At 45.6% G+C, this 11,973-nt stretch carries 12 protein-coding genes; all 12 read left to right on the top strand.

Going from position 1 to position 11,973, the window contains the following annotated elements:
* Nucleotides 1–98 precede the first annotated feature (98 nt).
* The 12 genes from glyA to atpG all read left to right on the top strand — a co-directional run bounded on the left by glyA (nucleotide 99) and on the right by atpG (nucleotide 11,940).
* A complete protein-coding gene (gene glyA / locus ABTV07_RS18990) occupies nucleotides 99–1,340 on the top strand; it encodes a serine hydroxymethyltransferase (RefSeq protein ID WP_433745396.1) in 1,242 nt (413 codons plus the stop codon).
* 608 nt (nucleotides 1,341–1,948) lie between these two features.
* Nucleotides 1,949–2,578: a uracil phosphoribosyltransferase gene (upp, locus tag ABTV07_RS18985; protein ID WP_433745393.1), complete on the top strand. Its 630-nt coding sequence runs from the start codon at nucleotides 1,949–1,951 to the stop codon at nucleotides 2,576–2,578.
* A gap of 22 nt (nucleotides 2,579–2,600) precedes the next feature.
* Complete coding sequence (gene wecB / locus ABTV07_RS18980; RefSeq protein WP_433745390.1) at nucleotides 2,601–3,746, top strand: non-hydrolyzing UDP-N-acetylglucosamine 2-epimerase; 1,146 nt, start codon at nucleotides 2,601–2,603, stop codon at nucleotides 3,744–3,746.
* Between the two features lie 110 nt (nucleotides 3,747–3,856).
* A complete protein-coding gene (locus tag ABTV07_RS18975; RefSeq protein WP_433745388.1) occupies nucleotides 3,857–6,121 on the top strand; it encodes a S8 family serine peptidase in 2,265 nt (754 codons plus the stop codon).
* A 528-nt stretch (nucleotides 6,122–6,649) separates the two neighbouring features.
* The gene (locus tag ABTV07_RS18970) at nucleotides 6,650–6,868 is read left to right on the top strand and encodes an AtpZ/AtpI family protein (RefSeq protein ID WP_433745385.1); all 219 of its coding nucleotides are present in this window, start codon (nucleotides 6,650–6,652) and stop codon (nucleotides 6,866–6,868) included.
* 6 nt (nucleotides 6,869–6,874) lie between these two features.
* The gene (locus ABTV07_RS18965; RefSeq protein ID WP_433745382.1) at nucleotides 6,875–7,249 is read left to right on the top strand and encodes an ATP synthase subunit I; all 375 of its coding nucleotides are present in this window, start codon (nucleotides 6,875–6,877) and stop codon (nucleotides 7,247–7,249) included.
* 22 nt (nucleotides 7,250–7,271) lie between these two features.
* The gene (atpB, locus tag ABTV07_RS18960) at nucleotides 7,272–7,982 is read left to right on the top strand and encodes a F0F1 ATP synthase subunit A (RefSeq protein ID WP_433745379.1); all 711 of its coding nucleotides are present in this window, start codon (nucleotides 7,272–7,274) and stop codon (nucleotides 7,980–7,982) included.
* Between the two features lie 75 nt (nucleotides 7,983–8,057).
* Nucleotides 8,058–8,270, top strand: coding sequence for a F0F1 ATP synthase subunit C (gene atpE / locus ABTV07_RS18955; protein ID WP_114745922.1), 213 nt, complete (start codon nucleotides 8,058–8,060; stop codon nucleotides 8,268–8,270).
* A 189-nt stretch (nucleotides 8,271–8,459) separates the two neighbouring features.
* Nucleotides 8,460–8,978 (top strand): F0F1 ATP synthase subunit B, encoded by a 519-nt coding sequence (gene atpF / locus ABTV07_RS18950; RefSeq protein WP_433745376.1) that lies wholly within the window; start codon nucleotides 8,460–8,462, stop codon nucleotides 8,976–8,978.
* Nucleotides 8,975–9,511 carry a F0F1 ATP synthase subunit delta gene (locus ABTV07_RS18945; protein WP_433745374.1) on the top strand — a complete coding sequence of 179 codons (537 nt, stop codon included), beginning with the start codon at nucleotides 8,975–8,977 and terminating at the stop codon, nucleotides 9,509–9,511. Before atpF ends, ABTV07_RS18945 begins: the two co-directional genes overlap by 4 nt.
* A gap of 25 nt (nucleotides 9,512–9,536) precedes the next feature.
* Nucleotides 9,537–11,036: a F0F1 ATP synthase subunit alpha gene (atpA, locus tag ABTV07_RS18940; RefSeq protein WP_433745371.1), complete on the top strand. Its 1,500-nt coding sequence runs from the start codon at nucleotides 9,537–9,539 to the stop codon at nucleotides 11,034–11,036.
* 46 nt (nucleotides 11,037–11,082) lie between these two features.
* A complete protein-coding gene (atpG, locus tag ABTV07_RS18935) occupies nucleotides 11,083–11,940 on the top strand; it encodes an ATP synthase F1 subunit gamma (protein WP_433745368.1) in 858 nt (285 codons plus the stop codon).
* The last annotated feature ends 33 nt before the right edge of the window (nucleotides 11,941–11,973 follow it).

Genomic DNA, 11,973 nt, shown 5'->3' with positions numbered 1-11,973 from the left:
CTTTAACAAGCCGCTCTGAAAACATGATAAAATAGGAGAGGATTTTCCTAATCACAGTGAAAACGGGTTTCAAACCGTTAATTTAAAGGGGGATACTCATGAGCAGCATTGCGCGTCAAGACCAAGAAGTGTATCAAGCGATTCAAGATGAATTAAAGCGTCAACGTACGAAAATCGAACTGATTGCCTCTGAGAACTTTGTAAGTGAAGCGGTAATGGAAGCACAAGGGTCTGTACTTACGAACAAATATGCAGAAGGATACCCTGGCCGTCGCTATTATGGTGGCTGTGAACATGTGGATGTCGTAGAAAATTTAGCGCGTGACCGTGCGAAGAAAATTTTTGGTGCAGAACATGCAAATGTTCAGCCGCACTCTGGTGCACAAGCAAACATGGCGGTTTACTTTACGGTCCTTGAAACCGGCGATACAGTATTGGGAATGAATCTGTCCCACGGTGGACATTTAACACACGGAAGCCCTGTCAACTTCAGCGGCGTTCAATATAATTTCGTTGAATATGGCGTAGATAAGGACAAGCAGGTCATTGATTATGAAGACGTGCGTCAAAAAGCGATCGAGCATAAGCCGAAGCTGATCGTAGCAGGTGCGAGCGCCTACCCAAGAGAAATCGATTTTGCTAAATTCCGTGAAATCGCGGATGAAGTCGGTGCCTACTTGATGGTGGACATGGCCCATATTGCCGGCCTTGTTGCTGCTGGATTGCATCCGAATCCAGTTCCTTACGCTGATTTCGTGACAACAACAACTCATAAAACACTTCGCGGACCTCGCGGCGGAATGATCCTCTGCAAAGAAGAATTTGCGAAGAAAATTGATAAATCCATTTTCCCTGGAATCCAAGGCGGTCCATTGATGCATGTCATTGCAGCAAAAGCTGTGGCATTCGGTGAAGCGCTGGAAGATTCCTTTAAAGATTACGCTAAAGAAATCATTGAAAATGCCAAGCATCTTGGAGAAGGTTTGAAGAAAGAAGGATTGGATCTTGTATCCGGCGGTACAGACAACCATCTTCTATTAGTAGACCTTCGCTCACTTAGCCTGACAGGTAAAGTAGCAGAAAAAGTCCTTGATGATATCGGCATCACAGTCAATAAAAATACAATCCCATTTGATCCGGAAAGCCCATTTGTGACAAGCGGAATCCGTATCGGTACGGCGGCAGTCACATCAAGAGGCTTCGGTTTTGAAGAAATGGAAGAAATCGCATCATTGATTGCTTTCGCTTTGAAAAACCATGAAGACGAAGCAAAGTTGAAAGAAGCAAGTGAGCGCGTAGAAGCGTTGACAGCGAAGTTCACACTTTATCCAGAGAGATAATTTGAACAAAAATCCAGATGCAGCGGGCTGCATCTGGATTTTTTTGTGAAAGGGGTTGCTAAATTGAGGCGCATCCAGATAAATTAACTCATGTTCGGCCATCTTGGGGGAGTTGCTCTCAACTTTAAGCGGTCACCGCCGAACTTTCTCGGTTAACCCCGCAACTTTAGGCTGGAACCGCTCAACTTTCGGGCTCGACCTCCGTACTTTTGGCCGCAACCGCCCAACTATCCTTTTTCTGGAAAATAAAGTGCGACTGAATCCCATATCCCCACTTCAATTGGTGCCTGCAGGAGCAATCCTCAATTCAAACTCAATTCAAACTCTCTTAGGGTAAAAAAGTATTGGGACAGTAAACCTGTCCCCATGTCCCACCCCACCAGAACTGGGACACCAAACCTGTCCCCGCGTCCCGAGAACTGGGACACCAAACCTGTCCCCACGTCCCTCCCCACGTCCCACCCAATTTTTCACTTTTGTTACGTCTTTATATATCGTATTGCTCATTCGGGTGCTTTTCTGTAAAATAGTACGAAGTGTGAAGTTTTAGGTGTGCCGTTTATTTTTGGCAGGCAAACTGCAAAATAAGAAAAAAAGGAGCGAGTATGATGGGTAAAGTTTACGTTTTTGATCATCCATTAATCCAACATAAATTAACATACATCCGTGATTTGAATACGGGTACGAAAGAATTCCGCGAGCTTGTGGACGAAATTGCTACATTGATGGCTTTTGAAATCACACGCGACCTTCCATTGGAAGATGTGGAAATCGAAACGCCTGTAAGCAAGGCGACTGCGAAAGTCCTTTCCGGTAAAAAGCTTGGAATCGTACCAATCCTGCGTGCAGGTCTTGGAATGGTTGATGGAATCTTGAAATTGATTCCGGCAGCAAAAGTGGGACATGTCGGTCTTTACCGCGATCCTGAAACATTGAAGCCGGTAGAATACTACGTGAAGCTTCCAAATGATGTGGAAGAAAGAGACTTTATCCTTGTAGATCCGATGCTCGCAACAGGCGGTTCTGCCGTAGAAGCGATCAACTCCCTTAAAAAGCGCGGGGCGAAAAACATTAAGTTCATGTGCTTAGTGGCATGCCCTGAAGGCGTTGAAGCAATCAAAGAAGCGCATCCGGAAATCGATATCTACATCGCTGCCCTTGATGAAAAGCTGAACGAAAGAGGCTACATCGTACCTGGTCTCGGAGATGCAGGAGACCGTTTATTCGGCACGAAATAAAATTATAAAAGAAGGTGTTTTCATGGATCGGCCCATTAAGGTAATGACAATCTTTGGAACAAGACCTGAAGCAATTAAAATGGCTCCACTCGTTTTGGAGCTCCAAAAATACCCGGAACAATTTGAATCTATTGTGACGGTAACTGCTCAGCACCGCCAAATGCTTGACCAGGTGCTTGGGATCTTCAATATTACGCCTGACCACGATTTGAACATCATGAAAGACAGGCAGACGTTGATTGATGTGACAACCCGCGGATTGGAAGGCCTGGATCGCGTTATGAAGGAAACCAAGCCTGATATCGTCCTCGTTCATGGGGATACGACGACTACATTTGTAGCAAGTCTTGCGGCATTCTACAATCAAATCGTTGTCGGCCACGTTGAAGCAGGACTCAGAACGTGGAATAAATATTCTCCGTTCCCTGAAGAGATGAACCGTCAGTTGACTGGTGTCATGGCAGATCTGCACTTCTCGCCTACAGACAAAGCAGCCGACAATCTTTTGGCTGAAAATAAGAAAGAAGAGAGCATCTTCATCACTGGAAATACAGCAATCGATGCCTTGAAAACAACGGTAAAAGATGAGTATTCTCATGAAGTGCTTGAAAAAGTCGGGGATGACCGTCTGATTCTTTTGACTGCGCATCGCCGTGAAAACCTTGGACAGCCTATGAGAAATATGTTCCGTGCCGTCAAACGCATCGTGGATGAGCAGCCCGATGTACAAGTCGTCTACCCGGTGCATTTAAATCCGGCCGTCCGTGAAATTGCAGATGAAGTTTTAGGAAACGATCCTCGCATCCATTTGATCGAACCATTGGATGTCATCGATTTCCATAACTTCGCTTCCCGTTCACATTTGATCCTGACTGACTCAGGCGGTGTTCAAGAAGAAGCTCCATCCCTTGGTGTTCCGGTTCTTGTCCTTCGTGATACGACAGAGCGCCCGGAAGGAATCGAAGCAGGAACATTGAAGCTTGCGGGAGTAGATGAAGAAACGATCTACAATCTTGCTCATGAACTGCTTACAGACCAAGCTGCTTATGACAAAATGGCAAAAGCAGCGAATCCGTATGGCGATGGTAATGCATCATTCCGCATCACAGAAGCCATCCGCTATTACTTTAAACAAAAAGAAGAACGTCCTGAACCATTCAGACCATAATACAGAGCCTGGCTAGCCATGTAAAATGCATGAGCGCGCCAGGCTTTTTTTATTTCGTGAATAACCCCTCTGTTCCGAGAGACTCTAAGGATAAAAGGGGGACGTCCGAAATGAAGAAATTCTTCGCAGCCGTAATGGCCATAATGATTTTTACCATAATTTTGCCGCAGCAGCCATTGAGTGCAGCGCTGGTTTCCTCTGCATCCACTGCCTTTTCACTGCCGCAGCTTCCGGAACCTTCCCCCAATGAACGAGTGGTAATGGTTTTTTCCACTAAGGAGACCCCTGACCAAGCGGAATTGCAGCAGGTGGTCAAACATTTTCCTTCTATTAAAATCCGCTATGTATTCCAAGAAGTGTTCTCTGGCTTTTCAGTCGAAGGTAAGAGGTCTGATCTTCAGAAGCTTGAAAAACAATTTCCCCAAGTTCAGTACAGTACCGAAGCAAGTACTTACAAAGCGGACATGGAAGGGAGCGTCCCTTTCATCGGCGCCGATAAAATGCGGGGCTACTTTGATCCAAAAGGGGAGCGGCTGTCCGGAAAAGGCGTAAAAGTCGGAATCATTGATACCGGAATCGACTATAATCATCCGGATTTGAACCGGAACTACAAAGGCGGGCAGGATTTTGTCGACGGGGACAAAAATCCGATGGAGTCCAGGAATAAAAATGGTCCATCGACGCTGCACGGAACGCACGTGGCTGGAATCATCGGGGCAAACGGAGTGATGAAAGGGGTCGCTCCTGAAGCTGAACTTTATGCTTACCGCGCATTGGGGCCAGGCGGACATGGGACGTCTGACCAAGTACTTGCAGCCATCGACCAGGCGGTAAAGGATCACGTCGACATCTTGAATCTTTCGCTCGGGACGGATGTAAATGCTCCTGACCTTCCTATTACTGAGGCGTTGAACAAAGCCGTAAGCAAAGGGGTGGTCGCTGTGACATCAAGCGGAAACAGCGGACCGAATCTTTGGACGGTCGGAACTCCCGGTACGGCAAGCGACGCCATATCTGTCGGAGCCTCCACACCACCGATGAAAATCCCGTTTCTTCATATTAAGAAAGGGAGGGTGGAAAAGGATATGAAACTCCTGCCAATGTTCGGGGGAGTGCCATGGGGTCTGACCAAGACCTATCCAATCACCTATGGAGGAATAGGAAACAAAGAAGATTTGAAGAGAGTGTCGGGAAAAATCGTCCTGATTCAGAGGGGTACGATTACGTTTGCACAAAAAGTAAAGAATGCAGAAGAAAAAGGCGCGGTTGCTGTCATTGTTTATAACAATGAAAAGGGAGACTTCCTCGGAAGCGTTGGGAAAGAATCGAAAATCCCGGCTGCAGCGATGAGCAGACAGGACGGGGAATGGCTGAAGAAAATGATAAAAAAGAAATCGATTCTTGGTCCGACCATCTATAAAGAAGAGGAAGACCGGCTTGCAGACTTCAGTTCGCGCGGCCCGGTGACCATCAACTGGGGAATCAAGCCTGACGTAACGGCACCTGGCGTCAAAATCAGAAGCACCGTCCCCGGCGGCTATCTTTCCCTTCAAGGTACGAGTATGGCTGCGCCGCATGTAGCCGGGGCATGCGCCATACTGAAACAGGCCCATCCCGATTGGACTCCGGCAGAAATCAAGGCTGCCTTCATGAACACGGCCAAGGTCATGGTGAATGACAAAGGGCAGCCGTATCATACGTATGAACAAGGGGCAGGAAGAATCCAGCTCGAGGCAGCCATCAATACCGGGACGCTTGTCATGCCTGGCGCTTTATCCATCGGCCGGCTTCCTGACAAATTGTTTATAGAAAAAGAAAAAGTCCTGACCATCCGCAATGTCAGCAAACAAACAAAGCATTACCGGTTCATCCCACCTCCTGCAAGCGCTGGGATGGAGTTTGAGCTCCCGATGCCATTTTCAATTGAGCCGAACGGCGAAAAGAAAGTGACCATCCGGGCAGAACGCATCGATGCATTTTCAAAAAAGAAAGATCTGATCGACGGAGCCATTTTTCTCTCTGACGGAGAAGAGACAATCCGGATCCCGTATTTGTATGTGGTGAATGAACCAAAATATCCGCGCGTGATGGGTTTTGCAGTGGATAATGGAAAGAAAGCAAACACCATTCATTATGAAGTCTACCTTCCAGGAGGGGCGGAGGAATTCGGCATAGCATTATACGACCCGGAATCGATGAAGTACCTCGGCCTGTTGGATTGGCAGAAGAAAATCGGACCGGGCCTGAAGGAGAAAGAAGTGATTTTTCCGAAGAACATCCGCTTCGAACAGATTGTGGCAGTTGCCTTTGCCAGGACGAAAGGGCGGGAGGACTATCAGGAGCTGACGCTGAAAATGGTGAAAAAAGGATCCTAGCGGGTCCTTTTTTCATTTTACGATAGAAAAAATCCCCGAGATGATCGATAAATTGAACAATTTGATAGATATATCTGCTGAAGTGATAGATATATCCAACCCCCAGTGCAGGAAACCCCTATCTCCTGTCGAAAAAAACCACATTTTCAGGGAATATGTCACGGTTCCATTATCCCGGAAGAATCATTTTCCAATGGATTTATTATTTGGAAAAAATTAAATGACATGGGGATGGTTGTATAATTTCCAGTCATGTTTTATAGTAGAGGGGACTTTAAAAAGGGGCATCAATATAGGTAAATAATATTTGATGAATTTGTGAACATTCGTCAAACATTATTAAAACATTGTGAACTTTTTCACCCGAAAGCAATTGACATGGTAGGGTGCCTATTGTATGCTAACAAAGGGTATAGGATGATAGGGTTTTCATAGATTTGGCGCGGATGAAAACGCTTTTTTGCAAATCGGAAAAACCCAAAATTTTTTTACCCAAAAATCTCATTCTCGAATCGAGAGGATGCTCTTATGCGGCAAAAACAACGCCGTCCGTATCAAGCTATAGCTTTGTATACAGCTATACTTTCACAACTCGTCGGGGCCATTTTGGTCGGCATCTTCGGAGGAAGATGGATCGATCAGAAAACAGGCACCGAGCCACTATTCTTAATCATCGGACTATTCCTGGGGTTAGCAGCAGGAATCTACATCATGCTCCGTTCAGTCCGACATTTCTCAGGAGACTAATCAAATATGCCGGAACTCCAGCAAATGTTTAACAGGCACCGCAAGTACATATTTTACCTCCTTGCCATCTACGTCCTTGGGTGGGGATTCACCGAGTATAAGGCGATCTTTCTCGGACTGGTCCTTGGAACAGCTATAAGCTTGTTCAACCACTGGCTCATGGTAAGACGAACAGTGAAATTAGGCGATGCGGTACTAGAAGGGAAGAAAACACGTTCCCTTGGCACTGCTGCGCGGATGGCCGCATCTGTTCTTGGAGTCATTATCGTGATCCGCTATCCGGAAACTTTCCATCTCCTAAGTTTTATTATTGGATTAATGACAGCCTACATCGTCATTATGATAGATTACTTTTTTCATTATGTGAAATCAAATAAATAGCGGGGAAGAGAGGTGAAATTCATTGAATCATGAAGCTCCTTTATACGAGTTTATGGGACTAACTTTCAACTTAGCGAACGTATTGATGATCACTGTGGCATCTGCCATCGTATTCCTTCTCGCGGTTGCGTCCACTCGTCGTATGGCATTAAAGCCTACAGGAATGCAAAACTTCCTGGAATGGGTAATGGACTTTGTGAAAGGCATTATCAAAAGTAACATGGATTGGAAAACGGGAGGCCGCTTTCACATCCTGGGAATAACTTTAATCATGTACATCTTCGTTTCCAACATGCTTGGACTTCCGTTCTCCATTGTCATAGATGGCAAGCTCTGGTGGAAGTCTCCGACAGCAGATCCAGCAATCACGCTTACGCTGTCATCCATGGTCGTCATCTTATCCCATTATTATGGAATCAAGATGAAAGGCATTGGCGAATACGGGAAAGATTTCTTCAGACCTATGTGGTTCTTAATCCCGCTAAAAATTATTGAGGAATTTGCAAATACCCTCACACTAGGTCTTCGTCTTTATGGAAACATCTACGCTGGTGAAGTGCTTCTTGCGTTGATCGCAGGTGGACTTGCAACAGGTGTAGGCGGTACTATCGCAGCGATCGTTCCTATGATCGCATGGCAAGGGTTCTCTATTTTCGTAGGGTCAATCCAAGCATTCATTTTCTGTATGTTAACGATGGTTTATATGGCTCACAAAGTCAGCCATGACCATTAATATATACCTGTTCAATTATTGAACAAAACATTATAGCCAAATTATTTTCTTATACATTAAAGGAGGAACTTTAGAATGGGTCTTATAGCAGCGGCAATCGCAGTTGGTCTTGCAGCAGTAGGTGCAGGTATTGGTAACGGTCTTATCGTAGGTCGTACAGTTGAGGGAATCGCACGTCAACCAGAATTACGCGGTACTCTTCAAACTACAATGTTCATCGGTATCGCACTAGTTGAAGCATTACCGATCATCGGTGTAGTTATTGCTTTCATCGTTCTTGGAAAGTAATCATCACCCGAGTTTATAGCATTTTCGATGGCGAAGTTCGTCTAGGCGATTATCTTCGCCATTCCTTTATGTCCTAGTCTAACTGAACACACCAATTATTTTGATAAAAATAGAAGCGGTGCGTTGTCAAACGCTAAGCTGTTTTCTGAATAAAGAATACAATCGATTCTTGAAGGGAGTGAATCGAGCATGTTAACACAAGCATTTGTCCTTGGAGAAGCTGGACATTTCAACGGTGGAGACATCATCTTCCAGTTGATCATGTTCCTGATCCTGTTAGCGTTGCTTAAGAAATTTGCTTGGGGTCCATTAATGGGCATCATGAAAGATCGTGAAGTTCATATTGCGAAAGAAATCGAAGCAGCTGAAATGAGCCGCGTCGAAGCAAATAGACTTCTTGAAGAAACTCGCGCTGAATTGAAGCAAGCTCGTGAGGAAGGGCATGCCATCATTGAAAATGCGAAGAAGCAAGCTGATTTACAACGTGAAGATATGATTGCAGCAGCCCGCGCGGAAGCAGTCCGTTTGAAGGAAGCTGCGAAGATCGAAATCGAAACTCAAAAAGAACAAGCTGTCGCGGCTTTACGCGAACAAGTGGCATCATTGTCTGTCATGATTGCATCTAAAGTGATTGAAAAAGAACTTGATGCATCTGCACAAGAGCAGTTGATCAGCCGCTACATTCAAGAGGCAGGCGAAAAACGATGAGCAGCGAAGCAGTAGCAAAACGTTATGCATTGGCACTTTTTCAGCTTGCCACTGAACAAAATCAGCTCGAATCCGTTGAGGAAGAGCTGCGCGTTGTAAAGAAAATCTTAATTGAAAACCCTGGGTTCGGACAAATCTTGTCATCTCCTAAACTGCCGCTTGCGCAGAAGAAAGAGATTTTGAAAGAAACGTTCCAAGGTGTTTCTCCATTTGTAATGAATACATTGATGATCCTAACCGATCGTCATCGAAGCGCATATATCCCTGCTGTTGCTGATTCTTTCATTGAATTGGCAAACGAGTCAAAAGGCATCGCAGAAGCCACTGTCTACTCTATCCGCGAATTGACGGAAGTAGAAAAGCTGGCCATTTCTGGAGCATTTGCACCGAAAGTGGGCAAAACGCAATTAAACATCCAAAATATCATCGATACGAACCTTTTAGGCGGAGTGAAGGTGCGAATCGGCAACCGTATATTTGACGGAAGCCTTCGCGGCAAACTTGATCGCTTAGAACGTGAATTAGTCGGATAACATTCTGAAATGAGGGGTGAAATTCATGAGCATTAAAGCTGAAGAAATCAGTGCACTGATAAAAAAGCAAATTGAAAACTATCAGTCAGAACTAAAAGTGGACGATGTAGGTACGGTTATCCAGATCGGGGACGGTATCGCTCGTGCTCATGGCCTCGACAGTGTCATGGCTGGAGAGCTATTGGAGTTTTCAAATGGTGTCATGGGTATGGCACAGAACCTTGAAGAAGGCAACGTCGGTATCGTAATCCTCGGACCTTACACAGGCATCCGCGAAGGTGACGAAGTACGCCGCACAGGACGCATCATGGAAGTTCCTGTTGGCGAAGAGCTTATCGGCCGCGTCGTGAATCCTCTTGGTCAGCCAGTTGATGGTCTAGGCCCAATCAATACTACAAAAACACGTCCAATCGAGAGCCAAGCTCCTGGTGTAATGGATCGTAAATCTGTTCATGAACCGCTTCAAACTGGTATCAAAGCGATCGACGCTCTTGTGCCAATCGGCCGTGGACAACGTGAATTGATCATCGGTGACCGCCAAACAGGTAAAACATCTGTAGCGATCGATGCAATTCTTAACCAAGCAGACCAAAACATGGTTTGTATCTACGTAGCAATCGGACAAAAAGAATCAACTGTCCGCAACGCAGTAGAAACTCTTCGCAAGCATGGTGCGCTTGATTACACAATCGTTGTAACAGCTTCTGCATCACAGCCTGCACCATTATTGTTCCTTGCTCCATATGCAGGGGTAACAATGGGTGAAGAGTTCATGATCAATGGCAAACACGTTCTTGTTGTGTATGATGATCTTTCTAAACAAGCATCTGCATACCGCGAACTTTCCCTATTATTACGCCGTCCTCCAGGCCGTGAAGCATTCCCTGGTGACGTATTCTACTTGCACAGCCGTCTATTGGAGCGTGCTGCTAAACTTAGCGACGCTAAAGGTGCAGGTTCTATCACAGCACTTCCATTCGTTGAAACGCAAGCTGGGGACATCTCTGCTTACATCCCAACGAACGTTATCTCCATCACTGATGGACAGATTTTCTTGCAATCCGATCTATTCTTCTCCGGTGTACGTCCAGCGATCAACGCAGGTCTTTCCGTATCCCGCGTAGGTGGATCCGCGCAAATCAGCGCAATGAAAAAGGTTGCAGGTACACTTCGTCTTGACCTTGCTTCTTACCGTGAGTTGGAAGCATTCGCTCAGTTCGGTTCTGACCTTGATAAAGCTACTCAAGCAAAATTGAACCGTGGTGCGCGTACAGTTGAGGTATTGAAGCAGGATCTGAACAAACCTCTTAAAGTTGAAAAGCAAGTCATGATCCTTTATGCATTGACTCGCGGACATTTAGATGATATCGCGGTAGAAGACATCCGCCGCTTCGAAAATGAATTCCTAAGTTGGTTAGACCACAACCATACGGAAGTTCTAGACCAAATCCGCACAACAGGCAAGCTTCCTGAAGATGATGCAATGGTTGCTGCCATTACAGAATTCAAAAAGCTGTTTGCTTAATCCGGACTCCGGTCTAAAATCTTTCAAACAAGGGTGGTGAGAACCAATGGCATCATTACGCGACATTAAAAATCGTATAACTTCTACGAAGAAAACGAGTCAAATCACGAAAGCAATGGAAATGGTTTCTGCTGCCAAGCTTAACCGTGCTGAAATGAATGCAAAGTCATTCGTTCCTTACATGGAGAAGATCCAGGAAGTAGTAGCATCCGTTGCACTCGGCAGTAGAGGTGTGACGCATGATATGCTAGTCTCCCGCCCCGTGAAAAAAACCGGCTATTTGGTCATCACATCTGACCGAGGTTTAGCGGGGGCTTACAACAGCAGCATTTTGCGCATGGTGAACAACACTATCCGCGAACGTCACAGCTCAAAAGATGAATATGCGATCATTGCAATCGGCCGCATCGGACGCGACTTCTTCAAGAAGCGCGACATGAACGTGGTTTTGGATATCGTAGGACTGCCTGATCAACCGGCATTCACCGACATTCAGGAAATTGCAAGAAAAGCAGTCAATCTTTATGCTGACGGTACATTTGACGAATTAAATATGTACTACAATCACTACGTCAGTGCCATCCAGCAGGATGTTACGGCGAAAAAGGTTCTGCCTTTGTCAGAAATCACTTCAAGCACGCCTTTCACATCCTATGAATTTGAGCCGTCTCCAGAAGAAATTTTGGATGTCTTGCTTCCTCAATACGCAGAAAGCTTGATCTACGGTGCATTATTGGATGGAAAAGCCAGCGAGCATGGCGCTCGTATGACTGCTATGAAAAATGCAACTGACAATGCGAAAGACCTTATTCACAACCTTACACTTTCATTCAACCGTGCACGCCAGGCAGCGATTACCCAAGAAATCACGGAAATCGTCGGCGGAGCAGCGGCTCTGGAGTAGTAATTATATAATGACGGAAAAGCAGCAGGGGTT

Source organism: Falsibacillus pallidus, assembly GCF_050990905.1.
GTDB classification, from domain to species: Bacteria; Bacillota; Bacilli; order Bacillales; family DSM-25281; genus Falsibacillus; species Falsibacillus pallidus_A.
Note: the sequence above shows the minus strand (reverse complement) of the source record. Positions and strands in the feature narration are given on the sequence as shown.